The sequence below is a fragment of the Sphingomonas sp. IC4-52 genome, from assembly GCF_020707225.1.
Taxonomy (GTDB): domain Bacteria; phylum Pseudomonadota; class Alphaproteobacteria; order Sphingomonadales; family Sphingomonadaceae; genus Sphingomonas.
On record NZ_JAJFEU010000002.1, the window covers coordinates 83,799 to 105,086 of the forward strand.

Annotated in this window: 20 protein-coding genes; 14 read left to right on the top strand and 6 right to left on the bottom strand. The window is 65.0% G+C overall.

Annotation, left to right across the window (positions count from 1 at the left end):
- Window positions 1–78 precede the first annotated feature (78 nt).
- On the top strand, window positions 79–873 hold the full coding sequence (locus tag LK535_RS06810) for a class I SAM-dependent methyltransferase (RefSeq protein ID WP_227771160.1): 795 nt from the start codon (window positions 79–81) through the stop codon (window positions 871–873).
- Here LK535_RS06810 and LK535_RS06815 read toward each other — a convergent pair.
- Window positions 796–1,164 carry a JAB domain-containing protein gene (locus tag LK535_RS06815; RefSeq protein ID WP_227771161.1) on the bottom strand — a complete coding sequence of 123 codons (369 nt, stop codon included), beginning with the start codon at window positions 1,162–1,164 and terminating at the stop codon, window positions 796–798. The two genes, LK535_RS06810 and LK535_RS06815, sit on opposite strands and share 78 nt — an antisense overlap.
- Window positions 1,165–1,271: 107 nt before the next feature.
- On the opposite strand from LK535_RS06815, the gene LK535_RS06820 reads away from it, so the two are divergent.
- From LK535_RS06820 to LK535_RS06845, 6 genes are all read left to right on the top strand, one after another.
- Window positions 1,272–2,066, top strand: a complete 795-nt coding sequence (locus LK535_RS06820; RefSeq protein WP_227771162.1) for a thymidylate synthase — start codon at window positions 1,272–1,274, stop codon at window positions 2,064–2,066.
- Window positions 2,067–2,247: 181 nt separating this feature from the next.
- Complete coding sequence (locus tag LK535_RS06825) at window positions 2,248–2,715, top strand: dihydrofolate reductase (RefSeq protein ID WP_227771163.1); 468 nt, start codon at window positions 2,248–2,250, stop codon at window positions 2,713–2,715.
- Between the two features lie 26 nt (window positions 2,716–2,741).
- A complete protein-coding gene (locus tag LK535_RS06830; protein ID WP_227771164.1) occupies window positions 2,742–3,683 on the top strand; it encodes a bifunctional riboflavin kinase/FAD synthetase in 942 nt (313 codons plus the stop codon).
- Window positions 3,684–3,715: 32 nt separating this feature from the next.
- Window positions 3,716–6,568 (top strand): isoleucine--tRNA ligase, encoded by a 2,853-nt coding sequence (gene ileS, locus LK535_RS06835; RefSeq protein ID WP_227771165.1) that lies wholly within the window; start codon window positions 3,716–3,718, stop codon window positions 6,566–6,568.
- On the top strand, window positions 6,565–7,092 hold the full coding sequence (gene lspA, locus LK535_RS06840; protein ID WP_227771166.1) for a signal peptidase II: 528 nt from the start codon (window positions 6,565–6,567) through the stop codon (window positions 7,090–7,092). Before ileS ends, lspA begins: the two co-directional genes overlap by 4 nt.
- On the top strand, window positions 7,085–7,492 hold the full coding sequence (locus LK535_RS06845; protein WP_227771167.1) for a DUF3035 domain-containing protein: 408 nt from the start codon (window positions 7,085–7,087) through the stop codon (window positions 7,490–7,492). The genes lspA and LK535_RS06845 overlap by 8 nt, the downstream gene beginning before the upstream one ends.
- Window positions 7,493–7,580: 88 nt before the next feature.
- On the opposite strand, the gene LK535_RS06850 is transcribed toward LK535_RS06845, so the two are convergent.
- From LK535_RS06850 to LK535_RS06860, 3 genes are read right to left on the bottom strand one after another with little or no spacing between them, the layout of a single operon-like run.
- A complete protein-coding gene (locus LK535_RS06850; protein WP_227771168.1) occupies window positions 7,581–8,897 on the bottom strand; it encodes a mechanosensitive ion channel family protein in 1,317 nt (438 codons plus the stop codon).
- Entirely contained in the window at window positions 8,894–10,087 is a 1,194-nt protein-coding gene (gene metC / locus LK535_RS06855; RefSeq protein WP_227771169.1) for a cystathionine beta-lyase, read from the bottom strand. The genes LK535_RS06850 and metC overlap by 4 nt, the downstream gene beginning before the upstream one ends.
- Window positions 10,084–10,920, bottom strand: coding sequence for a sulfurtransferase (locus LK535_RS06860; protein ID WP_227771170.1), 837 nt, complete (start codon window positions 10,918–10,920; stop codon window positions 10,084–10,086). The genes metC and LK535_RS06860 overlap by 4 nt, the downstream gene beginning before the upstream one ends.
- 97 nt (window positions 10,921–11,017) lie before the next feature.
- On the opposite strand from LK535_RS06860, the gene queF reads away from it, so the two are divergent.
- The 3 genes from queF to LK535_RS06875 all read left to right on the top strand — a co-directional run bounded on the left by queF (window position 11,018) and on the right by LK535_RS06875 (window position 15,183).
- Complete coding sequence (queF, locus tag LK535_RS06865; RefSeq protein WP_227771171.1) at window positions 11,018–11,461, top strand: preQ(1) synthase; 444 nt, start codon at window positions 11,018–11,020, stop codon at window positions 11,459–11,461.
- Between the two features lie 120 nt (window positions 11,462–11,581).
- On the top strand, window positions 11,582–13,846 hold the full coding sequence (locus tag LK535_RS06870) for a glycosyltransferase family 4 protein (protein ID WP_227771172.1): 2,265 nt from the start codon (window positions 11,582–11,584) through the stop codon (window positions 13,844–13,846).
- Between the two features lie 53 nt (window positions 13,847–13,899).
- Window positions 13,900–15,183, top strand: a complete 1,284-nt coding sequence (locus LK535_RS06875) for a glycoside hydrolase family 130 protein (RefSeq protein WP_227771173.1) — start codon at window positions 13,900–13,902, stop codon at window positions 15,181–15,183.
- Here the strand turns inward: LK535_RS06875 and LK535_RS06880 are convergent.
- Window positions 15,158–17,122: an OPT family oligopeptide transporter gene (locus LK535_RS06880; protein ID WP_227771174.1), complete on the bottom strand. Its 1,965-nt coding sequence runs from the start codon at window positions 17,120–17,122 to the stop codon at window positions 15,158–15,160. The genes LK535_RS06875 and LK535_RS06880 overlap by 26 nt on opposite strands.
- A gap of 230 nt (window positions 17,123–17,352) precedes the next feature.
- Here LK535_RS06880 and LK535_RS06885 point away from each other — a divergent pair, with 230 nt between their 5' ends.
- From LK535_RS06885 to LK535_RS06900, 4 genes are all read left to right on the top strand, one after another.
- On the top strand, window positions 17,353–17,658 hold the full coding sequence (locus LK535_RS06885; protein ID WP_227771175.1) for a PspC domain-containing protein: 306 nt from the start codon (window positions 17,353–17,355) through the stop codon (window positions 17,656–17,658).
- Window positions 17,659–17,894: 236 nt separating this feature from the next.
- Window positions 17,895–19,181 carry a homoserine dehydrogenase gene (locus tag LK535_RS06890; RefSeq protein ID WP_227771176.1) on the top strand — a complete coding sequence of 429 codons (1,287 nt, stop codon included), beginning with the start codon at window positions 17,895–17,897 and terminating at the stop codon, window positions 19,179–19,181.
- A gap of 84 nt (window positions 19,182–19,265) precedes the next feature.
- Window positions 19,266–19,622 carry a GntR family transcriptional regulator gene (locus tag LK535_RS06895; protein ID WP_227771177.1) on the top strand — a complete coding sequence of 119 codons (357 nt, stop codon included), beginning with the start codon at window positions 19,266–19,268 and terminating at the stop codon, window positions 19,620–19,622.
- A 65-nt stretch (window positions 19,623–19,687) separates the two neighbouring features.
- Entirely contained in the window at window positions 19,688–20,131 is a 444-nt protein-coding gene (locus LK535_RS06900) for a hypothetical protein (RefSeq protein ID WP_227771178.1), read from the top strand.
- A 31-nt stretch (window positions 20,132–20,162) separates the two neighbouring features.
- Here LK535_RS06900 and LK535_RS06905 read toward each other — a convergent pair whose 3' ends face one another.
- Window positions 20,163–21,158, bottom strand: a complete 996-nt coding sequence (locus LK535_RS06905; protein WP_415837114.1) for a mannose-1-phosphate guanylyltransferase — start codon at window positions 21,156–21,158, stop codon at window positions 20,163–20,165.
- Window positions 21,159–21,288 lie beyond the last annotated feature (130 nt).

The following is a 21,288-nucleotide window of genomic DNA, read 5'->3' on the forward strand; positions in this document are numbered from 1 at the left end:
TCGAATTCCTGTCGAGGGGAGCGAGCGCCCGCGCTTGGGTGTCGTTCCGCTGCTTCTCGCCCGCGGCATGGCCGCAGCATGGCGCGATCCCTCGCTGCGGCTGCTCTCCTGCTGCTGGTGGCCGGCTGCGAGGGCGGTGAGCCCTTGCTCAAGAATGAGCCCAAGGATCCGGGGCCGTTCCCAGCAGCCGACCGGCCAGTGGCTCACATCGTGTCGTCGCGCTGGTCAAACGAGGAAGCGCGCGATCGTTTGAACGAGGCGGGCACGGTGATGACGCGCGCCGCCATCACACCGGGCATGACCGTCGCGGATATCGGCGCCGGCGAGGGTTATTACACCATGCGTCTCGCCCAAAAAGTGGGCGAAGAAGGGCGAGTACTGGCGCAGGACGTTGTTCCGAGCGTCCGCGATGCTCTTGCCGAGCGCGTCGCGCGCGGGCGTCTCGACAATGTGAGTGTGAAGCTCGGCGCACCGGCTGACCCGAAGTTGCCTGAGGCGAGCTTCGACCGGATCTTCATGGTGCATATGTATCATGAAATCGAGCAGCCCTATGAGTTCCTCTGGCGGATGCGCCCGGCGCTCCGGCCGGATGGGCTTGTGGTGGTGGTCGACGCCAATCGCACCACCGTCAATCACGGCACGCCGCCTGCGCTCCTCCGCTGTGAATTTGCAGCCGTAGGCTACGAGCTGGTGACGATGACCCCCATGCCCTCGGCCGGTGGATATTTCGCTACCTTCCGCGCAATAGGACAGCGGCCCGAGCCGGAGGCGATCCGGCCTTGTCGCCTCGACCAGTCACAGCAGGCCCCGCGCCCGAAAGCTGACAATGCTGTCACCGGCCAGCACGAGATGGTCGACCAGCCGGATCCCTAGGCTGTCCAGTGCTTCCGCCACCCGGCGGGTGGTGCGAAGATCCTCCGGCGAAGGCTCGGCATCTCCGGATGGATGATTGTGCGCCATCACGACAGCACGCGAATCATGGGCCATGGCCACCGCCACGATGGTGCGTAGCGGCACGTCGACTGATGACACGCTGGCCGACAGGATGTGATGCAGGCCGAGCGTGCTTCCGCGCTCGTCGAGAAAAACGAACGCGATCGATTCGGTCAAGGCGCGCGCCATCGCGGCAAGATGTCCGCTGATTGCCGGATCGAAACCATACATGATGACGGAGTCGTTGGCTGCGATCGGCCGCGCAAGGTATCTGCGCCGGAACGGATCGGTTCACGAGCGGCTTGGCGTGGCCGCGGGGCGGCTGTAGCGTCCGGCCCATGCGCCAATATCTTGATCTCATGGCCCGCGTGCTCGACTCGGGCGCGCAGCAGATGGATCGCACGGGCACGGGCACGCTCAGCGTTTTCGGGCACCAGATGCGGTTCGACCTGGCTCAGGGCTTCCCTGTGCTCACCACCAAGAAGCTGCATCTGCGCTCGATCATCGTGGAATTGCTGTGGTTCCTGCGTGGCGACACCAACGTGCGCTGGTTGCAGGATCGGAAGGTCAGCATCTGGGACGAATGGGCTGACGAACAGGGTGATCTCGGCCCGGTATACGGCAAGCAGTGGCGCGACTGGGTGGCGGCGGACGGCCGGCATATTGATCAGATCAAGGGACTGGTGGAGGACATCCGAACCAATCCTGCATCCCGTCGCCAGATCGTGACCGCGTGGAATCCCGGCGATCTCCACGCGATGGCGCTGGCGCCCTGCCATTGCCTGTTCCAGACCTATGTGGCGAACGGCCGATTATCGCTTCAGCTGTACCAGCGGTCGGCCGACATCTTCCTGGGCGTGCCGTTCAACATCGCGAGCTACGCCTTGCTGACCCATATGCTCGCGCAGCAATGCGGATTGGAGCCCGGCGAGTTCATCTGGACGGGCGGCGACTGCCACCTGTACGCCAACCACCTGGAACAGGCGCGCCTCCAGCTTGGCCGTGAGCCCGGCACGCTGCCGCGGCTGGAAATCCGGCGCAAGCCGTCTGCGATCGACGCCTATGAGCTCGAGGATTTCGTGCTGCACGATTACGTCGCCCAGGCTCACATCAAGGCGCCAGTCGCTGTATGACCGCTTCGTTCACCCGGGGTTCAGCCGTATCGACTACAACCGTAGTCGAAGAGAGGGAGGCTGGCATGCGGGATTATCTGATCACGATTGCAACGGCCACGCTGGCTGCCATGCTGCTGCAAGTCGGCAGCCCGCCGGCATGCGCTGACGCGCGCTCATCCTCTGACGCCGTTCACGGCCGGTGACGGTTTCGCTTCATCTTGCTCGCGCCAGCAACGGCGTGATTGGTCGTGACGGTGGCCTGCCGTGGCATCTGCCCGCCGACCTGAAGCGGTTCAAGGCGCAGACGATCGGGCGGCCGATGATCATGGGGCGCAAGACGTTCGAAAGCTTCCCTGCGCCGCTGCCGGGACGCCGGCACATCGTCCTGACCCGCGACCGCGCTTGGTCTGCTGAAGGAGCGGAAGTGGTGCATGGACCTGCCGAAGCACTGGCGGCAGCCGGCGAGGATGTCGCGGTGATCGGCGGCGCGGATGTATTTGCCTTGTTCCTGGATCTTGCCGATCGGGTCGAGCTTACCGAGGTCCATGCCGCGCCGGCTGGAGACACGATCGTGCCGCCCTTTACCGGCTGGCGCGAGACCGGGCGCGAAGATCATCCGGCCGTTGGCGACCTGCCGGCCTATAGTTTTGTAACACTGGTGCGCTGACGCGAGCGTCGCTATGCGCCCGTGCCATGGATCGGCATGGGATCATCCGGCTGGGCAAGGGCGAGGCGCTGTCGGATGCGTTGCGCGGTGGTATCGTCGCGCTTGGCAACTTCGACGGCTTTCACCTCGGCCATCAGGCTGTCGTCGGGCGAGCCGTCGAGCGCGCGCGTGCCGAAGGGCGGCCAGCATTGGTCGCGACCTTTGATCCTCACCCGATGCGTTTCTTCAAGCCGGACAGTCCTTGGTTCCGGCTGTCCACGTTGGAACAGCGGGCGGAGCTGATGCAGGCGGCGGGCGTCGATGCGATGCTCGTCTTTGCCTTCGATGCCGAGCTTGCCGCCTTGTCGGCGGAGGCGTTCGTCACCTCCCGGTTGGTACAGGAGATCGGCGCCGCCGGTGTGGTGACTGGTGCTGACTTCACCTTTGGCAAGGCGCGGTCTGGCGATGTCTCGTTGCTTGCGGCGCTCGGGCAGGCGCATGGCTTCTCCGCTGACACGGTGGGCGCCGTCACATATGAGGGAGGCACCGTCTCCTCCACCCGGATCCGCGCCGCGCTGCGCGAGGGTCGGCCACGCGACGCTGCACGGCTGCTGACGCGGCCCTTCACCATCCGCGGTGAGGTGCGCCACGGTGACAAACTGGGCAGGGAGATTGGCTACCCCACCGCCAATGTCGATCTCGGAAACTACCTGCGTCCCGCCTACGGCATCTACGCGGTACGCGTGACGCTGGAGGACGGGCGCGTCTTCAACGGTGCGGCAAACCTTGGTATCCGGCCAAGCTTCGATCCGCCCAAGGAATTGCTCGAACCTTATCTGTTCGACTTCTCCGGTGACCTTTACGGTCAGACGATCGACGTGGCGCTGATCGACTATCTGCGGCCCGAGGCGAAATTCGATACGCTCGAAGCGTTGAAAGAGCAAATGGCGGCGGACTGCGACCGGGCGCGAAAGTTGCTCGCGCGCTAACCCTTCTTGCAGGGAGGGGAGGTAAAGCCGTAATGCGCGCGGCACTCATGGCCGACGATACACCCTCCGCAGCGACTGCCGATCAGAAGGATTGGCGCGACACCGTCTTCCTGCCGAAGACCGACTTCCCGATGAAGGCGGGTCTGCCGCAGAAGGAGCCCGCGATTCTGGAGCGGTGGCAGCGGCTCGGCCTGTACCAGCGGCTGCGCGAGCAGCGCGCGGATCGTGAGAAGTTCATCCTCCACGACGGCCCGCCCTATGCCAATGGCGACATGCATATCGGCCATGCGCTGAACCATATCCTGAAGGACATGGTGGTGCGCACCCAGACGCTCATGGGCAAGAACGCGCCCTACGTTCCCGGATGGGACTGCCACGGCCTGCCAATCGAGTGGAAGGTCGAGGAAGAATATCGCAAGAAGAAGCTGAACAAGGACGAGGTGCCGCCGGCGGAATTCCGCGCCGAATGCCGCGCCTATGCCCAGAAGTGGGTCGATACGCAGCGTGAGCAGCTGAAGCGGCTGGGCGTCAACGGTGACTGGGACAAGCCGTATCTGACCATGGACTTCGCCGCGGAAGCGACGATCGTTGCCGAGCTGATGAAGTTCGCGGAGACGGGCCAGCTGTATCGCGGCGCCAAGCCGGTGATGTGGAGCCCGGTCGAGAAGACCGCGCTGGCCGAAGCCGAAGTGGAATATGAGGACGTGGTGTCGACGCAGATCGACGTCGCGTTCGAGATCACCGAGGCGCCGAACGCGCCGGAGCTGGTCGGCGCGCATGCGGTGATCTGGACGACGACGCCGTGGACGATCCCGGTGAACCAGGCGCTCGCCTATGGCCCGGAGGTCGAATACGTCCTCGCGCGCTTCGACGACATGGTGGAGGGGCCGCGCACCCTGCTGGTGGCGCGCGATCTGCTGGAGAGCTTCGGCGCCCGCATCGGCCACCCGGTGGTGGTGAAGATCGGCGATGCGGCGGGCACGGTGACGGTGCTGGCGGCGTTCAGCGGCGAGAAGCTGGCGGGCGCCGTCGCGCGCCATCCGATGCATGAGCTGGGCGGCTTCTTCGCCAAGCCGCGTCCGTTCCTGCCGGGCGATTTCGTCACCACCGATGCCGGCACTGGCCTCGTCCATATGGCGCCCGACCATGGCGAGGACGATTTCGAGCTGTGCAAGGCACATGGCATCGATCCGGTCTTCGCGGTGGATGCGGGCGGCATGTACCGGCCGGACTGGCTGTGGCTCGGCGGGCAGGGCAGCGTCATCAACAAGAAGTTCGTCGCCGCTGAGGGGCCGATCTGCACCGACCTCAGCGAAGCGGGCGCGCTGATCGCCGCGAGCGACGATTTCAAGCACAGCTATCCGCACTCCTGGCGCTCAAAGGCGAAGGTGATCTTCCGCTGCACCCCGCAATGGTTCATCGCGGTCGACAAGCCGATCGAGGGTGGCGACACGCTGCGGCAGAAGGCGGTGGCCGCGATCGCCGCGACTCGCTTCGTGCCCGAGAAGGGGCGCAACCGCATCGGCGCGATGGTCGAGGGGCGGCCGGACTGGGTGATCAGCCGGCAGCGCGCCTGGGGCGTGCCGATCGCGCTGTTCGTGCATCGTGCGACGGGCGAATTGCTGGTCGATCCGGCGGTGAACGCGCGCATCGTCGAAGCCTTCCGCGAGAAGGGCGTCGATGCCTGGACCGACGAGGCGACGGCTGGCTTCCTTGGCGAGGGGCGTGACCCCGCCGACTACGAGCGCGTCACCGACATTCTCGACGTCTGGTTCGATTCGGGCTGCACCCATGCCTTCGTGCTGGAAAGCGGGCGCTGGCCGGAACTCAGCTGGCCAGCGGACCTTTATCTAGAGGGTTCGGACCAGCATCGCGGCTGGTTCCAGTCGTCGCTGCTGGAAAGCTGCGGCACGCGCGGGCGGGCGCCTTATGATGCGGTGCTGACGCACGGCTTCACCATGGACGCCAAGGGCATGAAGATGTCCAAGAGCCTGGGCAACACGATCAACCCGCTTGATCTGATGCGGGATTACGGCGCGGACATCCTGCGGCTGTGGGCGCTGTCGGTGGACTTCACCGAGGATCACCGCATCGGCAAGGAGATCTTGGCCGGCGTCGCGGATCAGTATCGCAAGCTCAGGAACACCTTCCGCTACCTGCTGGGTGCGCTCGACGGCTTCGACGAGGCGGAGAAGCTGCCGGTCGCCGAGTGGCCGGAGCTGGAGCGATACATGCTCCACCTGGTCCATGCGCTGGACCAGCAGCTCAAGCGCGCGATCGCCGACTTTGACTTCAACGGCTATGTCCGCCTGCTGAGCGATTTCGCCAACGAGGACCTGTCGGCCTTCTTCTTCGATATCCGCAAGGATTCGCTCTATTGCGACGCGCCGGACGACGTGAAGCGCCGGGCGTATCGCACGATGCTGGACGTGCTGTTCCACGCCATGGTGCGCTGGGCGGCGCCGGTGCTGGTCTTCACCGCCGAGGAAGTGTGGCAATCGCGCTTCCCGAGCGAGGATGGCTCGGTGCACTTCCTCGACTGGCCGGAACTGCCGGCGGAAGCGGGCGAGGATGTCAGCGCCCGCTGGCTCGAGGTGCGACGCCTTCGCGAGCGCGTGACCGAGGCGATCGAGCCGCTGCGGCGCGAGAAGATCGTGCGCTCCAGCCTTGAGGCGGACGTGATCGTCACCGAAACGCCGCTGCCGGTCGACCAACTGGCCGAGGCGTTCATCGTGGCGAAGGTATCGCCGGGCGATGAGGTGACGGTGAGCCGGACCGATTATCACAAGTGCGGGCGCTGCTGGCGTCTGCTGCCCGAGGTTGTCGAGGACAATGCGCTGTGCGCGCGCTGCGCCGACGTGGTGAACGACGAGGTGGCGGCGTGAAGCGCAGCGTGCCTGTTGCCGGCCTTGTCGCCGCGGCAGTCGTCTTCGTGCTCGACCAGCTGATCAAATGGGTGGTGACCGGGCCGCTGGGCATCAACTTTCTGGGCGCATCGCGCGAGATCGTGTCGTTCTTCGATCTTCGCTTCGTGCAGAACATGGGCGTCAGCCTTGGCCTGCTGCGCGCGGAGAGCGAGCTGGCGCGCTGGGGACTGGTGGCCATGACGGCGGCGATCGCCGGTGCGGTGACCTTCTGGATGTGGCGCGAGGAGAAGGCGGCGGACAAGCTGGCGCTCGGCCTCGTACTGGGCGGCGCGCTCGGCAATATCGTCGATCGGGTGCGTTTTGGCTATGTCGTGGACTTCGCCGATCTGCACTTTGGCGAATGGCGGCCGTTCCTGGTGTTCAACGTGGCGGATGCGGCCATCACCATCGGCGTGCTCATTCTGCTGGTGCGCGCGCTGCTGATTCGCGATAAGCCCACGGCAAAGCCTGACAAGATGGCTTCGGAGAATGTGAATGCGTAAGTCGATTGTCATGGGCGCTGGCCTTGCGGTGCTGCTGGCCGGGTGCGCCAGCAACGGCCTCAATCGTGACCGTCCTGACGAGTTCGCGGTGGCGCGTCAGCCGTCGCTGATCATCCCACCTGACTTCGCGCTGGTGCCCCCGACGCCCGGCGCAGCACGCGTGCAATCGGCCACCAGCGCCCAGGCGCAGACGCTGGAGGCGCTGTTCGGCAGCGCACCGCGCAGTGCTGGCGAAACCGCTGCGCTTCAGGCGGCGGGCGAACAATCCGCTGATCGTGGTATCCGCTCCTCAGCCGGAGATCCGCAGACCAACGTGATCGACAAGGGCCAGACCACCCGGGACATTATCGCTGCGCCGGAAGGCGATGGGCAGGAAGCACGCGCGAACGCGCCACGCTGACCACGAACCGCCGCCTGGTCGAAGCGGGGCGGCGGATATCGGCAAGGCAGGGGCAGCGGGTCGCTTGCCCCACCGGCCCTTGATCCCCTCAATTCTGCGGTTGATCGCCGCTCATGGGCATCGGCGCTTCTCCGGGGCGCCCGGGCCATTCCTTCACATGAATGTCGTGCTGGGCAAAGGGCAGGGCGATCCTCGCCTCTTTGAATTTCCACCACAAGCGATTGAGCACGTCGGACTTCACGTTGCCCACGCCGCTCTCCGGGTCGCTGATCCACGCCAGGATCTCGTGTTCTACCCCGTTCACGCCGAAACCGGTGAGCCAGACATTGGGGCTCGGGCTGTCGAGCACGCGCGGTGACTCGGTGGCCGCCTTGAGCATCAGCTCCTGTGCGAGCCGGAGATCGCAGTCGTAGCCGATCCTGACGGGAATGCGGACGCGGACGTTGCGGTTGGAAAATGACCAGTTCTCCACCTCCTGGGTCATCAGATTTTCGTTGGGGATCAGGTGTTCCTTGCCATCGCGTGTGATCACGCTCACGGCGCGCACCCCGATCTTGTTTACCCAGCCGAAACTGTCGCCCACCACGATGACGTCGCCCGGCTTGATGGATCGATCCATCAGCAGGATGATACCCGCAATCAAGTTGCCGACCGTCTTTTGCAGGCCAAAGCCGACGGCAAGGCCCATGGCGCCAGAAAAGACCGCGAAGGCGGTCAGGTCGATGCCAAGCAGGTCAATCGAGAACAGGAAAGCCGCAATGACGATCGCGATGGTGGCGAGCTTCTGTCCCAGCAGCTTCTGCGTGGCGTCCAGCGTGGAGGTGCGCGCAATGGCATGGCTGACGATGCGATTGGTCAGCCGGACGATCGCAACGATGATGACGATGACGAGCAGCGCGCTGGTGATGGCGAGCAGCGACAGGCGCCGCTTGCCGACATCCACGCCCACGCCGTCCAGCGTTGCGGTAATCGCGTCCAGGCCGCCGACCGCTCGGCTGAACAGCGCGACGAGCAGGATGCCGGATACCAGCCACGAGGCCCAGCGCGGAATGCCGAGGCCGCGCAGGATCTGATGAGCCACCATTGCCGCCGCGCTGCCCAGCGTCAGCCCGATCGGCAGCCCGCCCCAGGGGGACCAAGGATAGGCTGACATCACGATCGCCGCCGCCAGCGCGGTGACCCCGTGTCGAATGATGGCCGGCATCCGCTCCCACAAGCCTTCGCCGTGGTGGGCGACATGGGTCTTCCACAGCTGGCCCGCGCGAACGCCAAGCGCTCGACCGGCGAAGACGCCGAGCGCCAGCGCCAGCAGCATCAGCGCGCCGGCGATCGCCACCTCCAGCGCGTCGGCCCGCGACGGCAGGGAAAGGCCGTTGGCATTCAGCCAAGCTTCGACCGAGGTCATCCCAGCGTCGCGCGAAAACGGTCAAGCCCGGCGGCGAGGTCGGCAATCAGATCGTCGGGATCCTCCAGCCCGATCTGCAGGCGCACCAGCGGCCCAGCGAAAGTCGGTACGGTGGCGGTACGGTGGCGTTCCGGATCCGCAGGGATCGCTAGGCTCTCGAACCCGCCCCAGGAATAACCGATGCCGAAATGGTCAAGCCCGTCGATCAGCGCCGCCCGCGCGGCTTCGTCGCCACCTTTCAGCACGAAGGAGAACAGTCCGCTGCTGCCCGTGAAGTCGCGAACGAAATGTTCGTGGCCCGGACAGGAGGGCAGGGCGGGATGCAGCACCCGATCCACCTCGGCGCGTGTTTCCAGCCAGCGGGCGATCTTGAGCGCGCTGGTTTCATGCTGCGCCAGCCGCACGGCCATGGTGCGCAACCCACGCGAGCCCAGCCAGGCATCATCGGGGCTGGCGACCTGTCCCAATTGGAAGCTGGTCTCGCGCAAGCGGCGCCAATGCAATGGTGCAGCGGTGACGCTGCCCAACATCACGTCCGAATGGCCGACGACATATTTGGTGCCGGCAAGGATCACCAGATCCACGCCCTTTTCGATGGCGCGGAAGCGCAACGGCGTTGCCCAGGTATTGTCCAGCAAGGTGGTGATGCCACGCGCCTTGGCCGCCGCGACAATGGCAGGCACGTCCTGCACCTCGAAGGTCAGGCTGCCCGGGCTTTCCATGAAGATGGCGCGGGTATGCTCGCCGATGAGGTTCTCGATCCCGGCGCCCACCAGCGGATCATAGAAGCGCGTGGCGATGCCGAACCGCTTCAGCAGCCCCGTCGCCATGGAGCGGGTCGGATCATAGGCCGCGTCCGGCACCAACAGTTCGTCACCTGGCGACAGAACACTGAGCAGCGCAGCGGCAATGGCCGCTACGCCCGATGGATAGAGGAAGGTCGCCTCCGCACCGGGCTCCAGTTCCGTCAGCGCGTCGGCCAGGCTCCACTGGGTCGGGCTGCCGCGCCGGCCGTAGAACAAGCGGTGGTGGGTGTCGCGGGCGCCATTTTCCCGCAGTTCGGCGATCGAGCCGTACAGGTGGGTAGAGGCGCGCCACACCGGAGGATTGACGATCCCTTGCGTCCACTCCACCCGGCGCCCCGCGGAAACGACGCGGGTCGCGTCGGCGATCGGCCGATCCTTGCTCATGCGCCGGTCTCCTTTGGTGTGGTCGGATCGCTGCCCCATTCCGCCCAGCTTCCGTCGTAGATCGGCACCTCGCGACCCAGCAGGTGTGCGGCAAAGGCGATGACGGCGGCCGTCACTCCCGAACCGCAGGTCGCTACCATTGGCCGGTCCGGATCGATGCCGGCCGATGCGAACAGAGCGCGCAGCTCATCGCCCTGCTTCCACGTGCCGTCCGGATGGAAGAAGCGGGCATAATGAAGGTTGGTTGATCCAGGGATGTGCCCCGGCGTCACGCCAGGTCGCGGCTCAGGCTCGGCACCGGCGAACCGGTTGGGTGAGCGCGCGTCGACGATCTGCTCGGCACCGCTCGCCTGAACGGCCGTGACATGAGCGAGGTCACGAACCGCCCTGCCGCGATCGCGCGGTGTGATGTGCCGCGGTTTGGGTGTTTCCTCGCCGCTCGCCACTGTGCCGCCCGCCGCGAGCCAGGCATCGAGCCCGCCGTCCAGAATGGCGACGTCGTTGATGCCGAAGCTGCGCAACATGGCCCAGCCGCGCGCCGCGGTATGATGCGGTGACTGATCGTACAGCACGATGCGCGTGCCATCCCCCAGGCCCAGCCGGCCCATACGGCTGGCGAACTTTTCGGGACCGGGCAGCATCATCGGCAGGCTGGTGCCCGTATCCGCCATGTCGGTCAGGTCGAGGAAGACGGCGCCCGGGATGTGCCCCGCTAGATATTCGGCCCGAGCGTCGCGTCCTTCGCCCGGCAGGAACCAGGTGCAATCGGCGATGCGGAGATCACGCGCGCCGATCTCGGCAGCGAGCCACTGGGCGGAGACAAGTGCGTCCATTCCGTTCTCTTAGCGTCCAATCCCTGCATGTCGAAACTTGGCGCGGCGTGCCCTGGCGAACTGGCAACCGTGGGCCGCTGCCCCTATCTGGCGCGGCATGACACTCCATCTCGGCAAGAACAGCCCGCTTCCCACCAGCCCGGAAGAAGCGGTTCTCGATTATGTTCCCAATCCGCGGCCCGGCCGGCAGTATCTGGTCCGCTTCGTCTCGCCTGAATTCACGTCGCTATGCCCCGTCACGGGCCAGCCGGATTTTGCTCATCTGGTAATTGATTATGTGCCGGGCGAGACCATGGTGGAATCCAAGTCGCTGAAGCTGTTTCTTGGCAGCTTCCGCAATCACGCCGCCTTTCATGAGGACTGCACCGTCGGCATCGGCGAACGATTGGTCGAGGAGATGAAGCCGGTGTGGTTGCGGATCGGCGGCTATTGGTACCCGCGTGGCGGCATACCGATCGACGTTTTCTGGCAGACTGGCGCACCGCCGGCGGACCTCTGGGTGCCGGATCAGGGTGTTCCGTCGTACCGGGGGCGCGGCTGAGCGCTTTCGAGGATAATTATTCGCTGCATTGCAGCAGGCTGCGCAACCAACCCGCTGTAAGCTGGTTGTATCGGTGAACGCCATGTGAACGGGCGTTCTCCGTAGCAGAGGCATAAAAGGATGAACCACACGGTCGTAAACGATAGCGTCAAGCACATCGCCCTCATCGGCAACTTTCTGCCGCGTAAGTGCGGGTTGGCCACTTTTACGACTGACACGTTCAACGCTTTGAAGACCCGGTACCCGGATCTGACCGTCGATGTTTATGCGATGGACGATCACCCGGGGCGCTACGATTATCCTGCCGCTGTCACGGGCACGATCCCGCAGGAAGACCGCGCCGCTTATCTCGCAACTGCACGCGCCATCGAGGCCTCCGGGGCTCAGGCGGTGTGGCTGCAGCACGAATATGGCATATTCGGCGGCGCCGCTGGCGAGCATATCCTGGCGCTGCTTGACCGCATCAATCTGCCCCTCATCGTTACCCTGCACACCGTGCTTGAGAAGCCGAGCGCGCAGGAGCGAACGGTGATGGAGGGGCTGCTTCGTCGTGCTGCCAAGGTTATCGTCATGGCGGAGCGCGGGCGGGACATCCTGACGCGGGTGCACGGCGCCAATCCGCGCTCGATCGTCAACATTCCCCATGGCGTGCCGGATCGTCCGTTTGCCGATCCCGCTACCTTCAAGCCGCGCTTCGGGTGGTCGGGGCAGGTCATCCTCACCTTCGGACTTCTCGCCCCGGGCAAGGGCATCGAAACCGTGATCGAGGCGATGCCGGCGGTGGTGGAGCAGCATCCGGAGGCGAAATATGTCGTCCTGGGTGCCACTCATCCCAATCTGGTGGCTCACGAAGGCGAGAAATACCGGGACGGCCTGAAGGCGCTTGCTCGCAGCCTGGGCGTCGAAAACAACGTCGCCTTTGTCGACGCCTTTGTCGAACAGGATGAGCTGATCGACTATCTCCAGGCGGCGGACATCTATGTCACCCCGTATTTGAACCCGGCGCAGATCACGAGCGGAACGCTCTCTTATGCCGTTGGCGTGGGCAAAGCGGTGATCTCCACGCCCTATGTCCATGCGACCGAGATCCTTGCTGATGGGCACGGTGTGCTGGTCGACTTCCGCGACTCCGCGGCCTTCGCGCGTGAGATCAGCAGCCTGCTCGGCAGCGAGCGCAACCGCTCGCGCTTGTCCGCGCGTGCCTATGAGCGCGGCCGGACGATGACTTGGTCCCGCGTGGCGGAGCGAGCAATGAACGAGATCACGTCGATCATCGATGGCCGCCCGCAGCGGATCGCTTCATCCGGACCGATCAAGCCGCATGCGCCGGACCTTTCCGCCGTGGAGCGGATGAGCGATTCGACCGGTATGCTTCAGCACTCGATCTATTCGGTGCCTGACCGGCGTCACGGCTATTGCATCGACGATAACGCCCGTGCGCTGATCCTGATGAGCGCGATGGACAACATCGACGACGCGGTTCGCGACAAGTGGACCACGGTTTACGCGTCGTTTGTCCAATATGCCTGGAACCCGGAACAACGCCGGTTTCGGAACTTCATGAATTTCGATCGCACGTGGTGCGAGGATGCGGGCTCGGAGGATTCCAACGGTCGGGCGCTTTGGGCGCTTGGTGTTACTGCCCGTGACGCACGCAGCCGCAAGCACCGCGACTGGGCGACAATGATGTTCGACATGACGGCGAGCCTCGCCTTCGAGTTGGGCAGCCCGCGGGCGCAATCCTTCGCGATGCTTGGCGCCGCGGCCATGCTGGAGGCATCGCCGGGACATCAGCTGGCGCATTCGATCCTCACGCGCTTTCCCGAGGAGCATATGGCGCTCCTCGACGAGGCGCGCCGGCCCAATTGGGTCTGGTTCGAGATCGTGCTGGCTTACGACAACGCCCGCCTGCCGGAGGCGCTGATTCGCGCTGGCCAGGCGATCGGCCGCCGCGATGTCGTTGAAACCGGCCTCGAAACGCTCGCCTGGATCATCGAACAGCAGAAGAGCCCCGAGGGTCGCTTCCGTGCGGTCGGCACCGAAAGCTTCGGCCGGCCCTATGCAGAGCCGCTGCCATTTGACCAGCAACCGCTGGAGGCGCAGGCCACCGTTGATGCGTGCTGCGCCGCTTATGCCGCGACGGGCGACGCCCGCTGGCGGGTGGAGGCTGAGCGTGCCTATGGCTGGTATTTCGGGCAGAACGATCTCGATCTGCCGCTCGCTACGGTGCAGGACGGCGGTTGTTTCGACGGTCTTATGCCTACCGGTCTGAACCGAAATCAGGGCGCCGAATCCATTCTGGCGCTGCAATTGTCGAACTGCGCAATTTCTAGGCTTTCAAAGGCAGCGCAAGGCGTGGCAGGGACGGGGCGCGCTGTCGCGTAAGCCCCGCTTGCCTTGGCGCGTCGACTTCCGGACGACAATACGAGGCCTTCTTCTTGGACTTGTTCAATCATCGGCTCCGGCTTCATGCCGATCCGTCGCGTGTCGTGGTGCGCCCGTTCCACATCGCCAAATCGGCGATGAACGGTCAGGGACAAAGCCGTTCCCAGCGCATGATCGACGAAGTGCTCGCCATGACGCCGCTTCAGGCCAGCGAACAGCTTGCCGTTGTGCTCAAGGATTTCGAGGCGCGTCATTGGCAAACCCGTCGCGTGTTCATGACCCGCTACGAGGAGATTGCCGAGCTTCACGGCTTGGATGGCGATGCGATCGACGACGAGAAACGTCAGTTGATCGGCGCCTATTTCTGTCACGAATATAGCTATGCGGCGGCCGCGCTGATGAACCCCAGCGCCGTGCCGCATCCCGACCAGTCGGGCATGACCGAAGGCTCGCAGCGCATTCTGATGAGCCTGCGCTCGGTCGGTGAGGGTCACATCTCGTCCGTCGCCTTCCGCGAAGGGATCATCACCGAAGAAAACCAGCTCATGCTCGCGCCCGAGCCGCCCTTTGCCACCGCCGCCGATGCGCATGGTATCGATGGGCAGGACATGCCGACCGGGCCGATCACCGTGCACCGGCATCGCGACTCAACTCTGTCCGGAACGGTGATCTTCCCGATCACCGAGGCTCAGTCCAAGGGTCTGGAGGATCTGCGCCTCGTTCACTTCACCCATGATGACGGGTCGATCGAGTGGCTGGGCACCTACACGGCGTATAACGGCGCCAGCATTCAGTCAGAGCTGCTTCGCACCCGCGACTTCCGCGCCTTCGATCTGGTGCCGATGACCGGGTCGGCCGCCCGTAACAAGGGCATCGCGCTATTCCCGCGCACGGTGAACGGCGAATATCTCTCCATCGGTCGGCAGGACGGTGAAAACCTGTACCTGCTGCGTTCGGACCGGCTGGATCATTGGGATGACGGCGAGCTGATCCTGACGCCGGTCTATCCGTGGGAGCTCGTGCAGATCGGCAATTGCGGCCCGCCGATCGAGGTGGACGAGGGCTGGCTGCTGCTCACCCATGGGGTGGGCGCGATGCGCAAATATTCGATTGGCGCCGCGCTGCTCGACAAGAATGATCCGTCAAAGGTTCTCGGCCGCACGCGCGAACCGATCCTGGCCGCGGCTGACCAGGACCGCGAAGGCTATGTGCCCAACGTGGTCTATACCTGTGGGGCGATGCGGCAGGGAGACAAGCTGTTCATGCCCTACGGCATCGCCGACAGTTCGGTCGGATTCGCCTTTGTGGAGATCAAGAAGCTGTTGGCGTTGATGTGACGGCGCGTCGGGTACCGCGGTAAAGCCACCCGATCAGCGCCACGAACAGCAGGGCGCCGCCGGCGAGCGCGACGGGCGCAAAGCCGTCGCCGACCACCGCCAGCGGCGTGTCGCTCCCGCTCGCTGCGACGATCCCCGCGAAGCCGACGCCCCACAGGCTCTCGCCCACGATCATGCCGGTGGCGGTCAGCGTGCCCATGCGACGCGCCGCTTCCGTATCGGCGGTGCGATCCGCCCAGCGATCATAAGCAGCGCCGATCAGCGCGCCGAGCACCACCGGCAGGATCACCGCCATCGGCAGGTAAATGGCGATGCCGATCGCCAGCGGCGGCAGGCGCATGCGGTTCATTCGTCCCAGCACTTCGTCCAGCGCGATGAAGATCACCCCGGCCAGCGCCCCCCAGCGCAGCATCGACCAATTGAGATCGCCACCAAGCACGCCTTTCGCCAGTGAGGAGATCAGCCCGGCTTGCGGCGCCGCCAGCGCATTGGGGCCGGCACCCGGAGCTCCGGCGAAACCGAAGGCGGTGTTCAGCAAGTCGAGCACGGGCGGCACGACGATGGAGCCGAAGACCACGCCGATGACCAGCGCGACCTGCTGTTTCCAAGGAGTCGCGCCCACCAGTTGCCCCGTTTTCAGGTCTTGCAGGTTGTCGTTCGCGATCGTGGCGATGCCAAAGACGAGGCCGGTGACGATCAGCGCATAAGCGACCAGCGCTGCCGTCGTATCCGGCGGCAGATCACGCCCGAAGAGGCCAACCAGCAGCAGCGAGGCGGCAAGGATGGAGAGGATGCCGATGCCCGAAACGGGCGAGTTGGAGGCGCCGATCAGGCCGGCCATATAGCCGGTCACCGTGGCGATCATCAGACCGATCACCACCACGAATGCGAGGGCTCCCGCAACGAGAATGGCGGCGGATCCTGCGATCGGCCCGGTGCTGGCGACGCTCCACAACAGCCATGCAATCGGCAGCAACAGCGCCACCGACACGCCGGCGACCACCCCGATCGGCAGATCCTGCTCCTCGAGCGCCAGTGCTTCACCAGCATGGCGGGCGCGGCTTGCTGCCAGCGCCGAAGTGATCCCGCCAATCACTGGCCGGGCGATCCGCACCAGCGTCCATACGGCGGCGACACCAATCACGCCCGCGCCGAAAAAGCGCACGTCTTCGCGGAAGATCGCACCGGCCCATGCTTCCACGTCCCCCGTCGCCGGCTGCGCTGCGGTAAGGATTGGCAACAGGATGAACCAGGCGGTGACCAGGCCGACAAGCTGGGCCAGCCCGACCGACAGACCCACCAAGTGCCCGACGCCGAACAGCGCAAAGGACAGGCTGCCGGCCGCGCCCGTCGCGCCGCTACCCAGCCGGAACCAGGTGCCGACTTCGGCAGCGGCCAGCTTCATCTGGGTCAGGATGGCGAAACCTGCGGAGGCGAGGCTGCCGGAGACCAGCAGGCGAAGGCCCGCCGCGCTTTCCGCTGCGCCTGCGCGTGAGCCCGATCCGACTTCCAGCACTTCGGCCGCGGCGCGCCCTTCGGGATAGGGAAGGTCACTCTCCACCACCAGCGCGCGGCGGAGCGGTACCGAGAACATGACACCCAGAATGCCGCCGAGCGCCGTGATCCCGGCGGTCAGGTGAAAGGGAAAGCCCTGCCACCACCCGATGATCACCAGCCCCGGCAGCACGAAGATGATCGCCGCGAGCGTGCCGGCCGCGCTTGCGATCGTCTGGACGATATTGTTTTCCAGGATCGACGAGCCACGGAACTGACGCAGGATCGCCATGGAAATCACCGCCGCCGGGATCGACGTGGCAAAGGTGAGGCCGACCTTCAGCCCGAGGTAAACGTTGGCGGCGGTGAACAGCAAAGTGATCAACCCGCCGAGCAGCACGGCGCGGAGGGTCAGTTCGGCGACATGCTTGGTCGGTGTGCTCATGCCATCATGCTTGCACATCAAAACCACGCAGCCAACGCGAACCTTGCCCAACCCTGCCGTTCGGGGATTCGGCACATCTCACCATGATGTGGCGGAAAGTACGATGTTCGCGCCCGCGGGTCCGCGGCGGAATGTTATAAGTCTTTGATTATGCCGAAGATCGCGTTTGGCACAGAAGCTGCAAAAGGTTGGTCACGAACGGCAAGGCCGTCACTGATCGGAGCAATCTAATGACCACCGAAGCCAAGAAGCTTACCAACCCCAAGGACAATCTACTGGGCATTTGCAACGCGCTTGGGGAAGATTTCGGTTTCAATCCGCTGTGGCTGCGGCTTGCGCTCGGCGCAGCGTTCGTCATCCAGCCGGTCGGCGTTGTCGTCACCTATCTCGCGCTCGGCCTGGTGGTTTTGGTGTCGCGAATCGCATTCCCGAATGCTCGCGCGAAGCAGGACCTTCAAAACGTGAGTGCTTCCGCCGGGCCGACCGTCGCGCCCGCCAATGAACCGGAAGGCCCGGCATTCGCCCAAGCTGCGTAAAGCCCCAAAAAGTTGCCCGGTCCTTTCGTTGGGAAAGGAGCCGGGCAGGTTGCCCGTGAAATCACGGGCTTGGGTCGCACATGATGGTTGGCAGGTTTTGCGTCGCCGGCACATCCCCCAAAAGGGGGAGAACCCAAAAAAACGAACGAGTTCGGACCTAATTGCGCCCGTCCGGCTTGCGTGGTCGACACGGCGATGCCGAGCGCTTAGTCGCTCCTGGCGATCAGGGGGTGACGATGACGACAGCATTGCGCGTGGCACTGGCGGGGCTCGGAACGGTTGGCGGGGGCGTGATTCGCGTGCTCGAGGCGAACCGCGAGTTGATCACGCGGCGCGCTGGCCGGCCGATCGAGATCGTTGCTGTTTCCGCGCGCGATCGCACCAAGGATCGCGGCGTCGACATCAGCGGCTTCGAATGGGTCGACGATACCAGCGCTCTGGCGCGGTGTGATGCCGATGTGATCGTCGAACTGGTCGGTGGGGCTGACGGTCCGGCGCTGGCGCTGGCGCGGACGACATTGGCGGCGGGCAAGGGCTTTGTCACCGCGAACAAGGCCATGCTGGCCCACCACGGACTGGAACTGGCAGAGGCTGCGGAATCAGCAAAGGTGCCGCTGAAGTTCGAGGCCGCGGTTGCTGGCGGTATCCCTGTGATCAAGGGCTTGCGCGAAGGTGCCGCCGCCAACGCGATCGGCCGGGTCTATGGCATCCTGAACGGCACCTGCAATTTCATCCTCAGCAAGATGGAAGCGGAGGGGCGCGACTTCGCCGAGGTGCTCGCAGAGGCGCAGGCGCTGGGATACGCCGAATCGGATCCGTCCTTTGACATCGACGGGGTGGATGCCGCGCATAAGCTTTCCATTCTCTCCTCGGTCGCCTTCGGCACGCGGCCTGCCTTCGGCAATGTCGCGGTCAGCGGCATCCGGCACGTGATCGCCGCCGATATCGCCGAGGCAGCGGCGCTTGGTTATCGTGTCCGGCTGGTCGGCGTGGCGGAAGCGAGCAGCAATGGCCTGTTCCAGCGGGTTCACGCCCACCTCGTCCCGGCGGATCACCCGCTGGCGCACGTCACCGGCTCGACCAATGCAGTGGTGGCAGAGGGCAATTTCGTTGGTCGTCTGCTGTTCCAGGGCGCCGGCGCGGGCGATGGGCCGACTGCGAGCGCAGTGGTGGCTGATCTGATCGACATTGCGCGCGGCGAATATGGCCCGCCTTACGCGATGCCGGTCGCCTCGTTGGCAGAAGCCCCCGCGGCACCCGTCGGTGAGCGCCGCGGCCGCGCCTATCTTCGCTTCACCGTCGCCGATCGAGTCGGTGTGCTGGCGGAGATCGCCGCTGCGATGCGGGATGCTGGCGTGTCGATCGAAAGCCTGATCCAGCGCGCCGCGTCGGTAGACGGAACGGCGCTGGTCGCGATCGTCACTCATGAAGCGCCGGAGTCGCACATCGGGGCCGCACTGGAGCGTCTGCGCGGCTCCCAGAGTCTCGCTGGCGAGCCGCTCTGGATGCATATTCTCGACTGATCTGTTGGGCATGGAGGGGCGGCTCGCCGGCCTCCCGGCACTTCAGGGGCTGGCCTACGCTGCTATTTGCTGTATTAAGGCAGCATGACAGCGCTGAGCAACGAAGACAGCCCGGTCTACATCAGGCTCCGCGGAACCATCGCGGCGGGAATTTTGCGCGGTGATTTCCGCGCGGGCGATCAGTTGCCTTCGGTGCGGGCGCTTGCCGCGGAACATGGTGCGAATCCGCTGACGGTGGCCAAAGCTTATCAGTCGTTCCAGGACGAAGGTTATGTCGAGGTCCGGCGGGGCGTGGGCATGTTCGTATTGCCTGGTGCCGCTGAACGCCTTCGGCTCGCGGAGCGGGACGCGTTTGTCACCCAGCAATGGCCGCGGATTCGGGCCTATATCGATCTTCTCGGGCTCGACACGGCGACCCTGCTGGATCGCGAATCGGCCTGAGCCTCAGTGGCTCGCGCAACGCTTTGGTTCGTGGCAGGCTGGCTACCCCTTGGAGGCTCGGCTTGATGGACCTCACCTTCGTGAAGCGTAGCGGGAAGTTCGATGAACTCACCATTAGGCGGGCGGATGCCACCACGGAGACGATTTCGTGCCCAAAACAGGGCATCATCCCCCACGACATGATCCACTATGCGGTGGAAAGCGTGCTCGCGCACCGTGGCTTTCTCTCGCTCGTGGCACAGGGGCAAACGGCTGACTACGCCACCAGTGGCGGTGCTCACGAGGAAGCGATCGAGCGGCTGGTCGAGACGTTTCAGGCTGAAATGTGGGGCGGGCGGGTTCCCGCGGCAGATCTTATTGCAACGTACGAACATGCTTGCGGAGCGCGGGGCCACGCCATTGTCGCAGTCGCAGCGAATGACATTGCAGCCATCCGTGACCGGCTTGACGAGCTTGGCCGCCAATGGGCCGGCGTTCCCACCAACGGAACGCTGACCCTCCGCCTTTAACCGAACCGGAGGCAGTAGCGCCGGTTGCGCCCTAGCTTCCGGTGTTCTTCATCGCCTCGAGCAGCGCCTTTACTTCCTGGCTGCGTCCGCGCGGTAGCACGAGCACGTCATTGCCTGATGCCACGACAATCAGGTCGCTGACGCCGACCATGGCGATCCGCACGCCATCGCTGCGCGCCAGGCAATTGCTCGTGTCGAGCGCGATCACTTCGCCGCGGATGGCGTTGCCCGCCTTGTCACACGCGCTGATCGAATGGAGCGCATCCCAGCTGCCCACATCGTTCCAGCCCATTGCCACCGGCACCACGGCCACGCGATCCGACTTTTCCATGACCGCATAGTCGATCGACTGGTTTGGCGCCTCCGAAAAGGCGAGCGTGGACGGGCGGATGTGGGTGCCGGCGCGTTCCCCGTCTGCGATGGAGCGTCGTACCGCGTCGAGCATCGCCGGTTCATGCTGCGCCAGCGCTTGGAGGAATGCATCGGCGCGAAACAGGAAAATGCCGCCATTCCAGGCATGGTCGCCGCTGGCCAGCATGGCCTCTGCTACCTCGCGCGGCGGCTTTTCGACGAAGCGGTCGACGCGATGGACCCCCTGCTGAATGGGCTCCCCCACCTTGATATAGCCATAGCCTGTTTCCGGCGCGTCCGGTGTGATCCCGAACGTGACGAGCCAGTCCTGCTCCACCATCGGCAAAGCGGTTTGCACTGCGGTGCGGAACGCCTCCACATCCTCGATCACGTGATCCGATGGCATGACCAGCAAGGGAGCGTCCGGTTCGCTGGCGCACAGCGCAGCCAGCGCGATCGCGGGCGCCGTGTTCCTGCCGATCGGCTCCAGGATCAGTGCTTGCGGGCGGCAGCCAACGCCAGCGAGCTGCTCCTCGATCATATCGGCATGGCGCGCGTTCGCCACGACGATGGGGGCGTCGAACCGCTCGCCCGACGCGCGCGTCGCTGTCAGTTGAAGCATGGTCTGCTCCGCCGTCAGCGCGAGCATCTGCTTCGGTCGTTCAGGCGTCGACATGGGCCACAGCCGCGTGCCCGATCCACCGGACAGGATTACCGGGATGATCGACGTCATGCGCGCAAGCTCCTCATGGCATGATGCACGGGCCGCAGGGGTGCGGTCCGCGCGAAGGAAAGTGGAAGATGCC

Bases quoted from the DNA above. Each gene is read 5' to 3' on its own strand.
- queF (WP_227771171.1), top strand. From the start codon at position 11,018: ATGACACTCCATCTCGGCAAGAACAGCCCGCTTCCCACCAGCCCGGAA.
- LK535_RS06870 (WP_227771172.1), top strand. From the start codon at position 11,582: ATGAACCACACGGTCGTAAACGATAGCGTCAAGCACATCGCCCTCATC.
- LK535_RS06815 (WP_227771161.1), bottom strand. From the start codon at position 1,164: ATGTATGGTTTCGATCCGGCAATCAGCGGACATCTTGCCGCGATGGCG.
- LK535_RS06810 (WP_227771160.1), top strand. From the start codon at position 79: ATGGCGCGATCCCTCGCTGCGGCTGCTCTCCTGCTGCTGGTGGCCGGC.
- LK535_RS06820 (WP_227771162.1), top strand. From the start codon at position 1,272: ATGCGCCAATATCTTGATCTCATGGCCCGCGTGCTCGACTCGGGCGCG.
- LK535_RS06900 (WP_227771178.1), top strand. From the start codon at position 19,688: ATGGACCTCACCTTCGTGAAGCGTAGCGGGAAGTTCGATGAACTCACC.
- metC (WP_227771169.1), bottom strand. From the start codon at position 10,087: ATGAGCAAGGATCGGCCGATCGCCGACGCGACCCGCGTCGTTTCCGCG.
- LK535_RS06830 (WP_227771164.1), top strand. From the start codon at position 2,742: ATGGATCGGCATGGGATCATCCGGCTGGGCAAGGGCGAGGCGCTGTCG.
- LK535_RS06860 (WP_227771170.1), bottom strand. From the start codon at position 10,920: ATGGACGCACTTGTCTCCGCCCAGTGGCTCGCTGCCGAGATCGGCGCG.
- LK535_RS06890 (WP_227771176.1), top strand. From the start codon at position 17,895: ATGACGACAGCATTGCGCGTGGCACTGGCGGGGCTCGGAACGGTTGGC.
- LK535_RS06905 (WP_415837114.1), bottom strand. From the start codon at position 21,158: ATGTCGACGCCTGAACGACCGAAGCAGATGCTCGCGCTGACGGCGGAG.
- LK535_RS06845 (WP_227771167.1), top strand. From the start codon at position 7,085: ATGCGTAAGTCGATTGTCATGGGCGCTGGCCTTGCGGTGCTGCTGGCC.
- LK535_RS06885 (WP_227771175.1), top strand. From the start codon at position 17,353: ATGACCACCGAAGCCAAGAAGCTTACCAACCCCAAGGACAATCTACTG.
- LK535_RS06895 (WP_227771177.1), top strand. From the start codon at position 19,266: ATGACAGCGCTGAGCAACGAAGACAGCCCGGTCTACATCAGGCTCCGC.
- ileS (WP_227771165.1), top strand. From the start codon at position 3,716: ATGCGCGCGGCACTCATGGCCGACGATACACCCTCCGCAGCGACTGCC.
- LK535_RS06880 (WP_227771174.1), bottom strand. From the start codon at position 17,122: ATGAGCACACCGACCAAGCATGTCGCCGAACTGACCCTCCGCGCCGTG.
- LK535_RS06850 (WP_227771168.1), bottom strand. From the start codon at position 8,897: ATGACCTCGGTCGAAGCTTGGCTGAATGCCAACGGCCTTTCCCTGCCG.